We start from the raw sequence: 16,061 nt of genomic DNA on the forward strand, positions 1-16,061 counted from the left end.
GCTTAACCAAGCACGAGAGTGTGAGGTTCAGGATAGAAGAAAAAGATGTAGGATTTATGGTCTGTATGCGGTTTTGAAGGTATATAACCTTTAGAAAAGGCCCAGTGGCTCAGTTGGTTAGAGCGTCGCCCTGTCACGGCGAAGGTCGTCGGTTCGAGTCCGATCTGGGTCGTTTATGGGATCTTAGCTCAGCTGGGAGAGCATCTGCCTTACAAGCAGAGGGTCACAGGTTCGAGCCCTGTAGGTCCCATTAGCCATATTTTTTTAAGGCTTGCCGATGTGGCTCAATTGGCAGAGCAGCTGATTTGTAATCAGCAGGTTATCGGTTCGAGTCCGATCATCGGCTTTGTATCTTAGCCTAAAAGATACAATAATTTAATATTTTTAACATATGGATGGATTCCCGAGTGGCCAAAGGGGACAGACTGTAAATCTGCTGCAAATTGCTTCGGTGGTTCGAATCCACCTCCATCCATTAATTTCATAACGCGGGGTGGAGCAGTCTGGAAGCTCGTCGGGCTCATAACCCGAAGGTCGTAGGTTCAAATCCTGCCCCCGCAATTTTGCCTGGTTAGCTCAGTTGGTAGAGCAGAGGACTGAAAATCCTCGTGTCTCTGGTTCGATTCCGGAACCAGGCATTTTGTCTGAAAAGACAGAATGGGGTATTAGCTCAGTCGGTAGAGCACTTGACTTTTAATCAAGTTGTCCGGGGTTCGAATCCCCGATGCCTCATGATTCGAGAAAAGCATTACTCATAGTGAGTAGTGCTTTTTTGTTGCTTAAAACGGATATACGATTGCGTTCATGAGCAAGTAGCGAAGCGGATTGTGAATGTCCGCTTTACGGATATTGAAAAAGGAGGATGGAAATTTGAAGAAAAATGATTTATATATGATTTCCGGAACGGAATATAAAGAGATGACAAAGGAGATCCTTGCACAGTCAGATCTGTGGGCAGAAATTAAAAAAAAGGCAGATCAGAAGCAAAAAAATGCAGATCAGATGCTGATCGGAATAAAGCCGAACCTAGTATCGCCGACGGAGGCTTCTTATGGTGCAACAACACATCCGGAGATTGTTGCGGGGATTATTGAATATTTACAGGAAAGAAGTTGTCAACATATCGTGATGCTGGAGAGCTCCTGGGTTGGGGATAAAACTTCGGAATCCATGGAAGTTTGTGGATATGACAGGCTGGTTGAAAAATATAACGTACCATTTTGGGATATGCAGCTCGATGAAAGCAGTGAAGTGGATTGTGCCGGAATGAAACTTCAAATCTGCAGCAGTGTGAGAAAGCTGGATTTTCTGATCAATGTTCCAGTTCTGAAAGGACATTGCCAGACAAAGATCACCTGTGCATTGAAAAATATGAAAGGTCTGATTCCAAATAAGGAGAAGAGGCACTTTCATAAGCTGGGTCTGCATAAACCGATCGCACATCTGAATGTGGGTATTCATCAGGATTTTATTGTAGTGGATAATATCTGTGGTGATCTGGATTTTGAAGATGGAGGAAATCCGGTTGTTATGAACCGGATTCTGACAGCAAAAGATCCGGTTTTATGTGATACGTTTGTATGTCAGATGCTTTATTATAGGAGAGAAGACGTTCCATATCTGGTTATGGCGGAGGAGCTTGGTGTGGGTTCTGCTGATCTGGAACATGCGAATCTGATACAGATCAGATTCGAAAAGGGAACAAAAGAAGAAGAACAAGGATCAGAAGAAACGGCAAGCGGAAAAGATATCAACAGAAAAGCAAAAGAAGTGAAAGATATCCACAAAACAGTATGGAAGGGCTGGGAGAATGTGGATATTCCAAGGGAGCGAAAGATTGTTGAACTGCAGGATGCTGTCGAGGAAGTGGAGTCCTGCAGTGCCTGTTATGGCTATCTGATCCCGGCACTGGATATGCTGAAACAGGAAGGTTTGTTTGAGAAACTGGACTGTAAAATTGCTGTTGGGCAGGGATACCGCGGTAAAAGCGGGAAACTGGGGGTCGGAAACTGTACTTGCAGGTTTGAGCATTTTGTAAAGGGATGTCCGCCAACGGAGATAGAAATTTATGAATATTTGAAGAAATATCTGATACAATATTAGAAATTAGAAAAATTATCCAATTCATCGAAAAAACCTTTGCTTTAGATATGGGGATATAAGATGCGTCCATTGAATTTATGCTTATATCAAATTTTGATAAAAACTTTTCATTTTTTACTTGTGAAAGTGTTGCTGACATGGTATGATATTTTAAGACGTTGCATGGAGGGAGCTATGATTTAAGCGGATAAAATTGCAGCTTCGGTCTTGCAGTCGCAGATAACATCCATGTGATGTGCGTGGAAGTATATTGTCGGATTTTGGAACTTAATGGGAGGTATACAACTTAATTTGCTAATTTAAGTTTGCGGCCTCCCTGTTTTAAACGAGAGTTTGTTAAAAAATAGACAATATCAGTAAACTTATTCAGGAAAGGAGTAATTTATGAGCAGCAAAATTACTATCATTGGAGCAGGAAGTGTTGGGTCTACAATTGCTTATACGTTATCTAATCAGGATATCGCATCTGAGATCGTTCTGATTGATATCAATAAAGAAAAAGTAGCAGGAGAAGTTATGGATATTATCCAGGGAACCTGCTTCCGCGACCCGATCAATATCAAAGCAGGTGAATATGAGGATGCGAAAGATTCCAATATCGTTATCATCACCTCCGGTATTGCAAGAAAACCAGGTCAGACACGTATTGAGCTGGCACAGACAAATGTAAATATTCTCAAAGATATCACACCGAAAATTGTTAAAGAGGCACCAAATGCTCTCTACGTAATCGTAAGCAATCCGGTTGATATTATGACTTATGTATTCACAAAAATTTCCGGACTGCCGGAGAATCAGGTTGTTGGTTCCGGTACGATCCTGGATACAGCAAGACTTCGCTGTGGACTGGCAGAGCATTTTGATATTGCACAGAAGAATATCCACGCTTATGTATTTGGTGAGCATGGTGATACTTCTTTCATTCCGTGGTCACGTGCACATATTTCCTGTGCAAACATTGATGAGTACACTACACTGATGAACAATATCGGCAAAGAAATCCCGACTCTGGATAAAGATGCAATGCTTGAATATGTACAGAAATCCGGTGGAAAGATCATTGCAAACAAAGGTGCTACATTCTATGCAGTATCTGCTTCTGTATGTCGTCTGTGCGGACTTCTGCTGTCTGCTTATGATTCTACCGCAACGGTATCTTCTATGATGCACGGTGAATACGGCATTGATGATGTATGCTTAAGTACACTGAGCATGATCGGTCCGAACGGTCTGAAAGGCAAAGTTCCGGTACCTCTGACAGACGAAGAAGTTGAAAAACTGAAGAAGAGTGCAGATGCACTGAAATCTGTTATTGCACAGATCGAACTGTAAGATTTCAGCAGACAAAACACCATAGAGAAAGAAACTTGATAGATTTTGTACTGCGGTTGTCAAAAGACTGAACCGTTACAAATAATGGTATAAAGAATGTTTGAAAAATAACAGGGAATTTTAAGGTATGCAGTATGCGATACAGAACATTATATCCATGAAAATCAGAATTTTCAAAATTCTCTGTTATGTATAAAGTTACTATAAATAAAATATCGCAAATATGCGGCATCAGGAGGTAAAAATGGTTTACAGTTATTTTCCTGGATGTACTCTGAAAACAAAAGCGAAAGATCTGGATCGTTACGGCAGAGAATCTGCAAAAGCCCTTGGATTTGAGCTGGAAGAGATTGAAAACTGGCAGTGCTGCGGCGGTGTATATCCGCTGGGAACAGATGAGATTGCCAGCAAACTTTCTTCTGTTCGTGCATTAAATGATGCAAAAGAAAAAGGTCAGGATCTTGTTACGCTTTGTTCAGCATGTCATCACGTAATCAAACGTGTAAATGATGATATGAAAAATGTGGAGGACATCCGCACAAGAGCAAATAATTATATGCAGCTTGAGCAGCCTTATGAAGGTGAGACAAATGTACTTCATTATTTAGAAGTACTGCGTGACAGAGTGGGATTTGATGAATTAAAGAAAAAAGTGGTAAAACCGCTGACAGGAAGAAAAATAGGTGCCTACTATGGCTGTCTGCTTCTTCGTCCAAGCTCAGTACTGGCATTTGATGACCCGGAAAATCCAACCATTATTGAAGATTTTATCCGTGCAATCGGAGCAGAACCTGTTATTTACGGTTACCGCAACGAGTGCTGCGGAGGATATATTTCCCTGAAAGAAAAAGAAATGAGCGGAAAAATGGTTGACCGCATCATGGATTCTGCAGCCGGAATGGGAGCAGAAGAACTGATCACAGCCTGTCCGCTGTGCCTGTATAATCTGAACACCAGCACAAGTGCAAACAAGCTTCCGGTTCATTACTTTACAGAACTGCTTGCAGAGGCACTGGGTCTGAAAGAGGAGGTGCAGGAATAATGAAAACAGCAAGAGATAATGCAGAAAAGATCAAAAAGATCAGCGGTGCAAATCCTCAGAAATGTATGAAATGCGGCAAATGTTCCGCAACCTGCCCTGCTTTTAATGAAATGGATATCAAGCCACATCAGTTTGTATCCTATGTAGCAGAAGAAAATATTGATGCATTGATGCAGTCCGAAACTCTGTGGAAATGTCTTTCCTGCTTCGCATGTGTAGAAAGATGTCCAAGAGATGTAAAACCTGGAAAACTGATTGATGCAGCAAGACAGATGGTTGTGCGTCAGAGAGGTGCAGATTATCTGAAAGCAGAAGAAATACCAGAACTTCTGGATCCGGAACTGCCACAGCAGCTTCTGGTAAGTGCGTTCAGAAGATATAAGAGATAAATGAGAGAAAGTTGGAGGTGAACTCATTGCAGAGAATAGGAGTATTTGTCTGTCATTGCGGAAGTAACATTGCAGCTACTGTAGATGTGAAAAAAGTAGTGGAAATGGCAAAACTGGAGCCTGGAGTTGTCCATGCAGAAGATTATCAGTATATGTGTTCTGAAGCAGGACAGGCAAAAATAGATGCTGCAATTAAAGAAAAAGGTCTGACAGGAATGGTAGTATGTTCCTGTTCACCACGTATGCACGAAACAACATTCAGAAAGGCTGCTGAAAGAGCCGGACTGAACCCATACATGGTAGAAATTGCAAACATCCGTGAGCATTGTTCCTGGATCCATAAGGATATGGAAGAAGCTACAAAAAAAGCGGTTATCCTTATGAGAGCAGCCGTTGCAAAAGTAAACTTAAATGCACCGCTTCAGCCGGGTGAGAGCCGTGTAACAAAACGTGCACTGGTTATCGGCGGCGGTATCGCAGGTATTCAGACAGCGATTGATATCGCAGATGCCGGATATGAAGTAGATATCGTTGAGAAAGAGCCGAGTATCGGAGGAAGAATGTCCCAGATCGATAAGACATTCCCGACGCTGGACTGTTCTGCATGTATCCTGACACCGAAAATGGTGGAAGCTTCCGCACATGAAAAGATCACGCTGTATACATATAGTGAAGTAGAAAAAGTAAGCGGATTCGTAGGTGATTTTACGGTTGATATCCGTAAAAAAGCAAGAAGCGTAGACATGGATAAATGTACAGGCTGTGGTGTCTGCCAGGAAAAATGTCCTTCCAAAAAGACTCCAAGTGAATTTAACCGTGGCCTGAGCAACAGAAGTGCGATCTACACACCGTTTGCACAGGCAATCCCGAATGTACCGGTTATTGACAGAGAACATTGTATCAAATTCAAGACCGGAAAATGTGGTGTCTGCTCAAAGGTATGTCAGGCAGGTGCGATTGATTACGATCAGAAAGACGAGATCATCACACAGAAATATGGTGCAATTGTTGTAGCAACCGGTTTTGATATGATCAAACTGGATAAATATGATGAATATGCATACAATCAGAGCCCGGATGTTATTACATCTCTGGAACTGGAGCGTATCATGAATGCAGCAGGTCCGACAAAGGGACATCTGGAGCGTATGTCAGACCATAAAGCACCAAAGAAAATGGTATTTGTACAGTGTGTCGGATCAAGATGTTCTGATGAAAGAGGAAAGAGCTACTGCTCTAAAATCTGCTGTATGTATACTGCAAAACATGCAATGCTGATCCGTGATAAATATCCGGATGTAGATGTTACCGTATTCTATATTGATGTTCGTACACCAGGTAAGAACTTTGACGAGTTCTATCGCCGTGCGGTAGAAGAATATGGCGTTCACTACATCAAAGGCCAGGTAGGAAAGGTTGTTCCGCAGGAAAACGGACAGCTGCTTGTACAGGCTTCTGACCTTCTGGACAACAAACAGATCCTGATGGAAGCTGACATGGTTGTTCTGGCAGCAGCAATCGAGCCGAACCCGGATGTAAGAAAGATCGCTACCATGCTGACAGCAAGTATCGATACAAACAACTTCCTGACAGAAGCACACGCAAAACTGCGTCCGGTAGAATCTCCGACAGCAGGTATCTTCCTGTCCGGTGTATGTCAGGGACCAAAAGATATTCCGGAGACAGTATCTCAGGCTGGTGCCGCAGCAGTAAAAGCAGTTGGTCTGCTTGCAAAAGACAAACTGATGACCAATCCATGTACTGCAAAACCAGATGAACTGCTGTGTAATGGATGTTCTACATGTGCAAATGTTTGCCCTTACGGTGCAATCAGCTATATTGACAAAGAAGTAAACGACCACGGTATCCGTGAAGTACGCCGTATTGCCCAGGTAAACAGTGCTCTGTGTCAGGGCTGTGGTGCTTGTACCGTTGCCTGCCCATCCGGTTCTATGGATCTGCAGGGCTTCTCTAACAGACAGATCTTAGCGGAGGTAGATGCAATATGTCGATAGAAAATACTGAATTCAGACCGAAAATTGTAGCATTCTGCTGTAACTGGTGTAGTTATGCAGGTGCTGACCTTGCCGGCAGCAGCCGTCTGGTTTATCCGGCCGATGTAAAGATCATCCGCGTACCTTGCTCCTGCAGAGTAAACCCGATGTTTATCTTAAGAGCATTTGAAAAAGGTGCGGACGGCGTTATCATGTGTGGATGCCATCCGGGAGACTGCCATTACAGTACAGGTAATTATTATGCAAGAAGACGTATGACACTGCTGTTCTCCATGCTGGACTTTATCGGTGTGGAAAATGGACGTACACGAGTAGAGTGGGTGTCTGCGGCTGAAGGTGTGAAATTCTCTCAGACTATGAACGAGTTTGCAGAGAAGATTCATTCTCTTGGTAAAAACGTAAGATTGGAGGATTTGAGATGCAGGAAGAATTGATCAAACGTGCGAAAGAACTGTTAGCAGACGGTACCGTGGCACGCGTGCTTGGCTGGAAAGCCGGCGATCTGCCTTATAATCCGGAACCATCTTATTTTGAAAACGAAGACCAGCTGAAGAATTTTGTATACAATGGATTTTGCGGTGCAAACCTGAGCAAATATATGATCGAAGCTTCCAAGCTGGAAGGAAAAACACTGGTATTCTTAAAACCATGTGATACATACAGCTTTAACCAGCTGATCAAAGAACATCGTGTAGACAGAGAAAAAGCTTTTATCATCGGTGTTGGATGTAAAGGTAAACTGTCCATCGAAAAGATCAGAGAGCAGGGCATCAAAGGTATCGAAAGCATTACAGGTGCCGAGATGACAGATGATGCAGAAACTCTGACGATCCAGACAATTTATGGCGAAAAGACCTGCACTTATGCATCTGCAATGCTGGGACGCTGCCATGTCTGCAAAGGAAAAGAGCATCAGGTATACGATGAGCTGATCGGCGAATCCAAAGATACCAAAGATGCAGATCGTTTTGCAGAAGTAGAGAAGATTGAAGCAATGTCTCCGGAAGAGAGATTTGCATTCTTCCAGAACGAATTATCAAAATGTATCCGCTGTAATGCCTGCCGTAACGTATGTCCGGCATGCAGCTGCCGTAAATGTGTATTTGACAGCACAAAATTCGACAGTGCACAGAAGGCAAATGTGGATGATTTCGAAGAGAAGATGTTCCACATTATCCGTGCATTCCACGTAGCAGGACGTTGTACGGACTGTGGCGAGTGCAGCCGTGTATGTCCGCAGGGTATTCCGCTGCATCTGTTCAACCGTAAATTTATCAAAGATATTGATAAATTCTACGGAGAATATCAGGCAGGAGAGGATACAGATTCGAAAGCACCACTGACAAACTTTACATTTGACGATGTAGAGCCAAGCATTGTTGGAGAAAGGGGATAATGTATGTACAAGATAGCGAAAAGTAATTTGCCGGCATTATTCCGTGCAATCGCAGAAACAAAAGAACTGTATCTGCCAATCAGAAGAGCAGGACAGGTAAATTTCGGACCTTGGAGCGAAGACGCAGAAGTTGACGTTGAAACTTTAAAGACCGTAAAATCTCCAAAAGATGTATTCTTTCCACAGAGCGAAAATCTGTATAGCTGTGAGAGAGAAGGCAAAGACATCAAGATCGAGCCTCAGGCATTACAGGATCAGGAGTTTGTTGTATTTGGCATGAAAGCCTGCGACATCAAAGGTGTAGAAGTACTGGATAAAGTATTTTTAGCTGATCCGATCGATACATTTTATGCTGCAAGAAGAGATCACGGAATCATCGTTGCCATGGCATGTCATGAACCGGAAGAAAGCTGTTTCTGTAAGGTATTTGGCGTAGACTGTGCAGATCCGGAAAAATCAGCGGCAGACGTTGCTGTATGGATGCTGGGCGATGACCTGATCTGGAAAGCAATCACAGAAAAAGGTGAGGCACTGACAAAAGCAGTGGAAAGCCTGCTTGAAAATGCAGATGCCGACAGCGACAAGCTGGAAGAAGAAAAGAACAACATCCGTGCGATCGTAGAAAAACTTCCGTATAGCAATCTTTCCCTGGAAGGATGGGGCGGAGACAAACTGGAAGAGAAATTCAATTCTCCGAAATGGGAAGAGCTGTACAAACCATGTCTTGCATGTGGAACCTGTACTTTTGTATGCCCGACCTGCCAGTGCTACGATATCAAGGATTATGATACAGGACACGGTGTTCAGAGATACCGTTGCTGGGATTCCTGCATGTACTCTGATTTCACAATGATGGCTCACGGAAATAACCGTACAAGCCAGATGCAGCGTTTCCGTCAGAGATTCATGCACAAGCTGGTTTATTTCCCGGCAAACAATGATGGCATGTATTCCTGCGTTGGATGTGGACGTTGTGTGGAGAAATGCCCGTCCTCTTTAAATATCGTTAAAGTTATCAAAAGCATGGGAGGTGAACAGTAATGAGCGAATGTACCTGTCATAAAAATTATACACTGGATACACTGATTCCGAAGGTTGGTGTGATCACAAAGATCACGCAGGAAACACCGGATGTAAAAACATTCTGTGTAACTGCTCCGGGCGGCGGAAAACTGTTCGAACATATGCCGGGACAGTGTGCAATGGTATGTGTACCGGGTGTCGGAGAGGCAATGTTCTCCATTACTTCATCCCCTACAAATAAAGAATATCAGGAATTCAGTATTAAAAAATGTGGTGTACTGACAGACTGTCTGCACAGCCTGGAAGTTGGCGATGAGATTACTGTCCGTGGACCTTACGGAAATAATTTTCCGGTAGATACAGAGCTGAAAGGCAAAAATCTGCTGTTTATCGCCGGTGGTATCGGACTTGCACCACTGCGTTCCGTTATCAACTATGTACTGGATAATCGTGATGACTACGGAACGGTTGACATCCTGTACGGATCACGTTCCGCAGATGACCTCGTAAAACTGAAAGAGATCCAGGAAGTATGGGCAAAGACTCCGGGTGTCAATGTACATCTGACGATCGACCGTCCGCAGGAAGGCTGGGACGGTCATGTGGGATTTGTTCCGACTTACCTGAAAGAAATCGGTTTTTCAACAGACAAGACCGCTCTGGTCTGCGGACCGCCAATCATGATCAAGTTTGTACTTGCAGGACTGGAAGAGCTGGGCTTCAACCGTTCTCAGTGCTATACAACACTGGAACTTCGTATGAAATGTGGTATCGGTAAATGCGGACGCTGCAACATCGGTTCCAAATATGTCTGCAAAGACGGTCCGGTATTCCGTTGCGATGAAGTAGACGAGTTGCCGAACGAGTACTAAGAAAAGGATCACTAGACAAAGTACAGAAAGGAATGGTACGACAAAATGCAGGAAATGGTAAATGTATATTTTTTCGGTAAAAAATACAGTGTTCCGGCAGATTTAACAATCATGACAGCTATGGAATATGCAGGCTACACCCTGAAAAGAGGATGTGGCTGCCGTCATGGATTCTGTGGAGCATGTGCAACTATTTATAGAATCAAAGGACAGAACGAACTGAAAACATGTCTTGCCTGTCAGACACAGGTTCAGGAAGGTATGTATGTAGCAAGCATTCCATTCTTCCCGACAGACAAGAGAACTTACGACATCGAAGAGATCAGACCGACCGAGCAGATCATGATGGAACTGTATCCGGAAATCTACAGCTGTATCGGATGTAATGCATGTACAAAAGCATGTACACAGAATCTGAATGTTATGCAGTATATTGCATACGCTCAGAGAGGCGAATTTGAAAAATGTGCAGAAGAATCCTTCGACTGTGTAAGCTGCGGATGTTGTTCTGTAAGATGCCCGGCTGGTATTTCTCATCCGATGGTAGGTCTTCTGGCAAGACGTCTGACAGGAAAATATATTGCACCGGAAGCAAAACATCTTACCGAGAGAGTGGAAGAGATCCACAAAGGTGCTTATGATGAACTGATCGAACAGATCATGCAGAAACCGATCACAGAGATGCAGGAACTTTACAACAACAGAGAAATTGAGAAATAGGAGGGCGTAAAATATGTATGCACCATATCCGGAAAATATGATGGAGTCTATCAAAAAGGTAGAGGCTACAAGAGCGGAGCGTATGGCTACAGAGCCGAGACGTCTGACAGCAGACGAAAAAGACGCTCTTTTGAAAAAATTCCATCCAGATTATAACCCAGATGCGTTTGCTGAAATCAAGGTAGGAGCAAACAAAGGCCAGAAAGCTCCTCTGCAGCTGGCAGAAATGCTTCATTCTACAAGCCGTCTGATAAAAGATAAAGTGGATATTACAAAAGTAGATTATGACGTAGATGTACTGGTTATCGGCGGAGGCGGTGCAGGTTCTTCCTGTGCTATCGAAGCAAACAAAGCAGGTGCCAACGTAATGATCGTTACCAAACTGCGTATCGGTGATGCAAACACCATGATGGCTGAGGGTGGTATTCAGGCAGCAGATAAAGAAAATGACTCACCGGTACAGCATTATCTGGACTGCTTTGGCGGCGGACATTTTGCTGCAAAACCAGAACTTGTAAAGAGACTGGTAATGGAAGCTCCGGATGCAATTAAATGGCTGAACGAGCTGGGTGTTGAATTCGATAAAGATGCAGACGGAAGAATGGTAACTACACACGGCGGCGGAACTTCCAGAAAGAGAATGCATGCTGCAAAGGACTATTCCGGAGCAGAGATCATGCGTACGCTGCGTGACGAAGTGATCAACCGCGGAATTCCGGTTGTAGAATTTACTTCTGCTGTAGAACTGATCAAAGATGACAAAGGACAGGTTGCAGGTGCTGTTCTTCTGAACATGGAGACAGGAGATTACTCTGTTGCAAGAGCAAAAACTGTTGTTATCGCAACAGGTGGTGCAGGAAGAATGCATTATCAGGGATTCCCGACATCCAACCATTACGGTGCAACAGCCGATGGTCTGATCCTGGGATACCGTGCAGGTGCTTCCCTGTTATATCAGGATTCTATTCAGTATCATCCGACAGGAGCTATTTATCCGTCACAGATCCTGGGTGCTCTGGTAACAGAAAAAGTTCGTTCCGTAGGTGCACAGCTGGTTAATGCAAACGGAGAAGCTTACATCCATCCGCTGGAAACTCGTGATGTCAACGCTTCCGGTGTTATCCGTGAGTGCAGCGAAGGCCGTGGCGTAGAAGTTCCGGGCGGAGCAAAAGGTGTATGGCTGGATACTCCGATGATCGAGATCCTCGGCGGTGAGGGAACCATCGAAAAGAGAATCCCGGCTATGTTCCGTATGTACATGAACTATGGCATTGATATGAGAAAAGTACCGATCGTGATCTACCCGACTCTTCATTATCAGAACGGTGGATTGGAGATCACAGGAGACGGATTTACAAAAGAAATCCCGAACCTTCTGGTTGCAGGAGAGGCAGCAGGCGGAATCCACGGAACCAACCGACTGATGGGTAACTCTCTGCTCGATGTCATCGTATTCGGCAGAAATGCAGGTAAAAAAGCAGCTGCAAAATACAAAGACGTAGAACTTGGTGAGATGAACCTGGATCATGTAAAAGCATACGATGAAGAACTGAAAGAAGCAGGAGTAGAAACAAACGAAGTATCTCCGATGCTGCTTCCTCATTATGCAAGACATGAAAGAAAAATCACAGGTGAAGTGGTAAGTGCATAATTAAGTAAAAAGATGCTATAAAACCACTCTTGTGCAAGCACATCGTGGTTTCAGGCTTTTGATCCTGGCATCATTATATTTTCATTTACGGGAGCTGTCATGAGCAGCTCCTGTAGATAATGAGAGGAGAAATAACATGCGTGAAATTCAGGCAAGCCAGATTACAGATGTAGTCGAAAAGCTCTGTATCGAAGCAAATGAGCATCTTCCGGAAGATGTGAAATGTGCGATCAAAAACTGCAGAGCGTGCGAAGACTGGGAAATTGCCCAGGGAGTACTGGACAAGATCATTGAGAATTATGAAATCGCTGATACACAGTGCGTACCGATCTGTCAGGATACCGGTATGGCATGTGTATTCCTGGAGATTGGTCAGGATGTACATATCACAGGCGGAGATCTTGCAGATGCGATCAACGAAGGTGTACGCCGCGGATATGACAAAGGTTATCTAAGAAAATCCGTTGTAAAAGATCCTGTCCGCAGAGGAAATACAGGTGATAATACACCGGCTATGATCTACACAGAAATCGTTCCGGGCGAGCAGATCAAGATCACAGTAGGACCAAAAGGTTTCGGAAGTGAAAACATGAGTGCAATTCGCATGTTCAAACCATCTGCCGGACTTCAGGGAATCAAAGATTTTATCCTTGAGACGGTAGAAACAGCAGGTCCGAATCCATGCCCTCCTATGGTTGTAGGTGTTGGTATCGGAGGAACTTTTGATAAAGCAGCACTGCTGGCTAAAAAAGCACTGATGCGTCCGATCGATTCTGAAAATCCAGATCCGTTCTATGCAGACCTTGAAAAAGAAATGCTGGAAAAAGTAAACAAACTGGGTATTGGACCGCAGGGATTTGGCGGAAAGACAACAGCAATTGGTCTGAACATTGAAACCATGGCTACACATATCGCAGGTATGCCATGTGCGATCAATATTAACTGCCATGTAACACGCCATAAAACGGAGGTGATTTAAATGGAAAAACATATTACACTGCCTCTTACAGAAGAACTGGCAAAAACACTCCATGCAGGTGATACAGTTTACCTGACAGGAACCATTTATACATCACGAGATGCAGGACATAAACGTATGTGTGAAGCACTGGCAAGAGGAGAAAAGATTCCATTTGATCCGACAGATGCTACGATCTACTATGTAGGTCCTACACCGGCAAAACCAGGTCAGGTTATCGGGTCTGCAGGTCCGACAACCAGCGGACGTATGGATGCTTATGCTCCGACTATGATGTCTGTTGGAGCAAGAGGTATGATCGGTAAAGGTGCAAGACTTCCGGAAGTTGTAGAAGCTATGAAGAAATACCACGGTGTTTACTTTGGTGCAATCGGAGGAGCAGGTGCACTTCTGGCAAAATGTATCAAGAAAGCAGAGCTGATCGCATACGAAGATCTGGGTGCAGAAGCACTGAGAAAACTGTATGTAGAAGATATGCCTTTATTTGTTATCATCGACTGCGAAGGAAATAACCTGTACGATGAAGGACGTAAAGCTTATCTGGATACACAGGATAAATAAAAGTTACAGCGGAGGTTTGTGAATGTGCAAATGAACGCTGTGAGAATAGGTGTATGAAATAGGACGCCATAATGATTCGAAAACAATCTCCTGCTACCGTCAGTACGATTTGTTTTCGAATTCATTATGGCTGTATTGTTTGCAAGCTATTTTTACAATATCGTTAGTTGCACATTACCCAAAGCTCCTGGCCTGCCAGGGGTCGCTGAAGCGGAAGGTTTTAAAAAAATATAAGATTATATAATGCCAGAGGTACTATGACGGAGACTTGCTGTTGTCACTGTGCCTCTGGTTTTTGTTTTTCAGCACAATATACATTAAAAAGAATTGCTTGATTTTGTGGAAAAATGTATTAAGATAGAGATAACTATTCGGCAGCTTTACAGTTGCGATAAGGTTTGAGCTGTATGAAGTTATTACAGACAGAGATACAAGAACTGAAACAAAAAGACGAAAGAAAAGGAGGGCAGACGAGATGGGAGAGTTATTTGACAAACTGGCAAACTATGGAAATTCCGGTATCTATCCGTTTCATATGCCGGGGCATAAAAGACAGAAAACGGTTGATTTTAATCCATATAAAATTGACATCACAGAGATAGAAGGGTTTGACAATCTGCATCATGCCGAAGGTGTTCTCTTGGAGGCACAGAAAAAAGCGGAAAAACTTTATGGTTCGGAAGAATCCCATTTTCTGATCAACGGCAGCACGGCGGGCATCTTAAGTGCTGTTTCTGCATGTGCGAAAAAGACCGTTCTGATTGCACGTAACTGCCACAAAGCAGTTTACCATGCAGCACTGATCAGAAATCTGGATGTATATTATGTTTACCCGGAAATTCAGGAAGAATTTATGTTAAATGGCGGTATCAATCCAGCAGATGTGGAGCGTTCTCTTGAGGAGCATCCGGAAATCGAGGCGGTCGTGATTACTTCGCCAACTTATGATGGCATTGTTTCGGATGTGAAGAGAATTGCAGAAATTGCACATGCACATGGAAAACCGTTGATCGTGGATGAAGCTCATGGAGCACATTTCGGATTTTCCAAATATTTCCCGGAAAATTCCGTGCATCTTGGGGCAGATATCGTGATCCACAGTCTTCATAAAACGCTGCCTTCTTATACACAGACAGCACTGATCCATATCAACGGAAAACTCGTTGACCGTCAGAAAGTCCGGATGTTTCTGCAGATGTACCAGACCAGCAGCCCGTCCTATATTCTGATGGCTGGAATAGATGAATGTATTCGTTATGTGGAAGAGCAGGGAACAGATGCTTTTGATAAATTTGCTGAGAGGCTGGATCGCATTTATAAAAGGGCAAAAGAATTTCGTTCCATTCATTTGGTGGATGAGAGCATTGTCGGAAAAAACAGTATTTATGATTTCGATCGTTCGAAGCTGATTTTTTCTGTAAAAAAATGCGGAATCGCCGGAAATGAACTTCAGAAAATGCTGCTCCGTACTTACAATATCGAAATGGAAATGGCAGCGGGAAATTATGTACTGGCACTGACCTCGCTGTGTGACACGGATCAGGGCTTTCACAGACTGTTTTATGCCGTAAAAGGTATTGATGAACAGATCAATCGTTTCCAGACTACAGAAAGCAAAAAAGAAGGTAACTGGATTGAAGATGGAGTTACAAGAAATACTATCATTTGCACGATGAATAAAGCATTTGAATCCCAGAAAGAAAGCGTGGCTTTGCAGGAAAGTGAGGGACGGATTTCCGGGGAATTTCTGTATCTTTATCCACCTGGAATCCCGATGATCGTGCCGGGAGAGAAGATAGATGGCACACTTCTGAAAAAACTGGAAGGGTATAAGAAGAAAGGCTTTCAGTTCCAGGGGTTGAGGGATTATGGAGGAGAGAAAATTGAAGTGGTGAAGTAAATAAAAATTGACCGTTGGTTTCCTGGCAGGTGTAAGGAATGGAAATGTCAGGTGTTTTAAAATACTGTTTACAAATGA

The 16,061-nt window shown here is 43.5% G+C and carries 14 protein-coding genes and 7 tRNA genes; all 21 read left to right on the plus strand.

Annotation, left to right across the window (positions count from 1 at the left end; all coding sequences use genetic code 11):
• Window positions 1–98: 98 nt before the first annotated feature.
• The 21 genes from GPK60_RS06920 (at window position 99) to GPK60_RS07020 (ending at window position 15,983) form a co-directional block, all read left to right on the plus strand.
• Window positions 99–172: transfer RNA gene (locus GPK60_RS06920), tRNA-Asp, on the plus strand.
• Window positions 173–177: 5 nt separating this feature from the next.
• Window positions 178–250, plus strand: a tRNA-Val gene (locus GPK60_RS06925).
• Window positions 251–273: 23 nt separating this feature from the next.
• Window positions 274–346 (plus strand) — tRNA-Thr (locus GPK60_RS06930).
• A gap of 47 nt (window positions 347–393) precedes the next feature.
• A tRNA-Tyr gene (locus GPK60_RS06935) sits at window positions 394–475 on the plus strand.
• Between the two features lie 12 nt (window positions 476–487).
• A tRNA-Met gene (locus GPK60_RS06940) sits at window positions 488–561 on the plus strand.
• A gap of 4 nt (window positions 562–565) precedes the next feature.
• Window positions 566–638: transfer RNA gene (locus tag GPK60_RS06945), tRNA-Phe, on the plus strand.
• Window positions 639–659: 21 nt separating this feature from the next.
• Window positions 660–732 (plus strand) — tRNA-Lys (locus GPK60_RS06950).
• Window positions 733–870: 138 nt separating this feature from the next.
• Window positions 871–2,103: a DUF362 domain-containing protein gene (locus GPK60_RS06955; RefSeq protein WP_252191320.1), complete on the plus strand. Its 1,233-nt coding sequence runs from the start codon at window positions 871–873 to the stop codon at window positions 2,101–2,103.
• A gap of 384 nt (window positions 2,104–2,487) precedes the next feature.
• Entirely contained in the window at window positions 2,488–3,435 is a 948-nt protein-coding gene (locus GPK60_RS06960; protein WP_022118356.1) for an L-lactate dehydrogenase, read from the plus strand.
• A gap of 244 nt (window positions 3,436–3,679) precedes the next feature.
• On the plus strand, window positions 3,680–4,477 hold the full coding sequence (locus tag GPK60_RS06965; RefSeq protein WP_022118355.1) for a CoB--CoM heterodisulfide reductase iron-sulfur subunit B family protein: 798 nt from the start codon (window positions 3,680–3,682) through the stop codon (window positions 4,475–4,477).
• On the plus strand, window positions 4,477–4,866 hold the full coding sequence (locus tag GPK60_RS06970) for a 4Fe-4S dicluster domain-containing protein (protein WP_215659139.1): 390 nt from the start codon (window positions 4,477–4,479) through the stop codon (window positions 4,864–4,866). Before GPK60_RS06965 ends, GPK60_RS06970 begins: the two co-directional genes overlap by 1 nt.
• 26 nt (window positions 4,867–4,892) lie before the next feature.
• Window positions 4,893–6,881 carry a CoB--CoM heterodisulfide reductase iron-sulfur subunit A family protein gene (locus GPK60_RS06975; protein ID WP_215659140.1) on the plus strand — a complete coding sequence of 663 codons (1,989 nt, stop codon included), beginning with the start codon at window positions 4,893–4,895 and terminating at the stop codon, window positions 6,879–6,881.
• Entirely contained in the window at window positions 6,872–7,315 is a 444-nt protein-coding gene (locus GPK60_RS06980) for a hydrogenase iron-sulfur subunit (RefSeq protein WP_022118352.1), read from the plus strand. The genes GPK60_RS06975 and GPK60_RS06980 overlap by 10 nt, the downstream gene beginning before the upstream one ends.
• Window positions 7,300–8,277 (plus strand): 4Fe-4S dicluster domain-containing protein, encoded by a 978-nt coding sequence (locus GPK60_RS06985; RefSeq protein ID WP_022118351.1) that lies wholly within the window; start codon window positions 7,300–7,302, stop codon window positions 8,275–8,277. Before GPK60_RS06980 ends, GPK60_RS06985 begins: the two co-directional genes overlap by 16 nt.
• 3 nt (window positions 8,278–8,280) lie before the next feature.
• Window positions 8,281–9,318 carry a 4Fe-4S dicluster domain-containing protein gene (locus tag GPK60_RS06990; protein ID WP_147633022.1) on the plus strand — a complete coding sequence of 346 codons (1,038 nt, stop codon included), beginning with the start codon at window positions 8,281–8,283 and terminating at the stop codon, window positions 9,316–9,318.
• Window positions 9,318–10,172 carry an FAD/NAD(P)-binding protein gene (locus tag GPK60_RS06995; protein ID WP_022118349.1) on the plus strand — a complete coding sequence of 285 codons (855 nt, stop codon included), beginning with the start codon at window positions 9,318–9,320 and terminating at the stop codon, window positions 10,170–10,172. The genes GPK60_RS06990 and GPK60_RS06995 overlap by 1 nt, the downstream gene beginning before the upstream one ends.
• A 54-nt stretch (window positions 10,173–10,226) precedes the next feature.
• Window positions 10,227–10,892 (plus strand): 4Fe-4S dicluster domain-containing protein, encoded by a 666-nt coding sequence (locus tag GPK60_RS07000; protein WP_331464916.1) that lies wholly within the window; start codon window positions 10,227–10,229, stop codon window positions 10,890–10,892.
• Window positions 10,893–10,905: 13 nt separating this feature from the next.
• Window positions 10,906–12,543, plus strand: coding sequence for an FAD-dependent oxidoreductase (locus tag GPK60_RS07005; RefSeq protein ID WP_173866935.1), 1,638 nt, complete (start codon window positions 10,906–10,908; stop codon window positions 12,541–12,543).
• A gap of 136 nt (window positions 12,544–12,679) precedes the next feature.
• Window positions 12,680–13,522, plus strand: coding sequence for a fumarate hydratase (locus GPK60_RS07010; RefSeq protein WP_022119665.1), 843 nt, complete (start codon window positions 12,680–12,682; stop codon window positions 13,520–13,522).
• On the plus strand, window positions 13,523–14,083 hold the full coding sequence (locus GPK60_RS07015) for a Fe-S-containing hydro-lyase (RefSeq protein WP_022119666.1): 561 nt from the start codon (window positions 13,523–13,525) through the stop codon (window positions 14,081–14,083). It abuts the gene before it with no gap.
• Window positions 14,084–14,558: 475 nt separating this feature from the next.
• Complete coding sequence (locus GPK60_RS07020; protein WP_215659141.1) at window positions 14,559–15,983, plus strand: aminotransferase class I/II-fold pyridoxal phosphate-dependent enzyme; 1,425 nt, start codon at window positions 14,559–14,561, stop codon at window positions 15,981–15,983.
• The last annotated feature ends 78 nt before the right edge of the window (window positions 15,984–16,061 follow it).

The organism is Ruminococcus sp. MCC718 (assembly GCF_018783905.1).
GTDB lineage: Bacteria > Bacillota > Clostridia > Lachnospirales > Lachnospiraceae > Hominisplanchenecus > Hominisplanchenecus faecis.

What these genes read in the sequence shown, in the direction of transcription:
- GPK60_RS06965 (WP_022118355.1), top strand. Translation starts at nt 3,680, where the DNA reads ATGGTTTACAGTTATTTTCCTGGATGTACTCTGAAAACAAAAGCGAAA.
- GPK60_RS06985 (WP_022118351.1), top strand. Translation starts at nt 7,300, where the DNA reads ATGCAGGAAGAATTGATCAAACGTGCGAAAGAACTGTTAGCAGACGGT.
- GPK60_RS07010 (WP_022119665.1), top strand. Translation starts at nt 12,680, where the DNA reads ATGCGTGAAATTCAGGCAAGCCAGATTACAGATGTAGTCGAAAAGCTC.
- GPK60_RS06990 (WP_147633022.1), top strand. Translation starts at nt 8,281, where the DNA reads ATGTACAAGATAGCGAAAAGTAATTTGCCGGCATTATTCCGTGCAATC.
- GPK60_RS07015 (WP_022119666.1), top strand. Translation starts at nt 13,523, where the DNA reads ATGGAAAAACATATTACACTGCCTCTTACAGAAGAACTGGCAAAAACA.
- GPK60_RS07005 (WP_173866935.1), top strand. Translation starts at nt 10,906, where the DNA reads ATGTATGCACCATATCCGGAAAATATGATGGAGTCTATCAAAAAGGTA.
- GPK60_RS06995 (WP_022118349.1), top strand. Translation starts at nt 9,318, where the DNA reads ATGAGCGAATGTACCTGTCATAAAAATTATACACTGGATACACTGATT.
- GPK60_RS06970 (WP_215659139.1), top strand. Translation starts at nt 4,477, where the DNA reads ATGAAAACAGCAAGAGATAATGCAGAAAAGATCAAAAAGATCAGCGGT.
- GPK60_RS07020 (WP_215659141.1), top strand. Translation starts at nt 14,559, where the DNA reads ATGGGAGAGTTATTTGACAAACTGGCAAACTATGGAAATTCCGGTATC.
- GPK60_RS06980 (WP_022118352.1), top strand. Translation starts at nt 6,872, where the DNA reads ATGTCGATAGAAAATACTGAATTCAGACCGAAAATTGTAGCATTCTGC.
- GPK60_RS06960 (WP_022118356.1), top strand. Translation starts at nt 2,488, where the DNA reads ATGAGCAGCAAAATTACTATCATTGGAGCAGGAAGTGTTGGGTCTACA.
- GPK60_RS07000 (WP_331464916.1), top strand. Translation starts at nt 10,227, where the DNA reads ATGGTAAATGTATATTTTTTCGGTAAAAAATACAGTGTTCCGGCAGAT.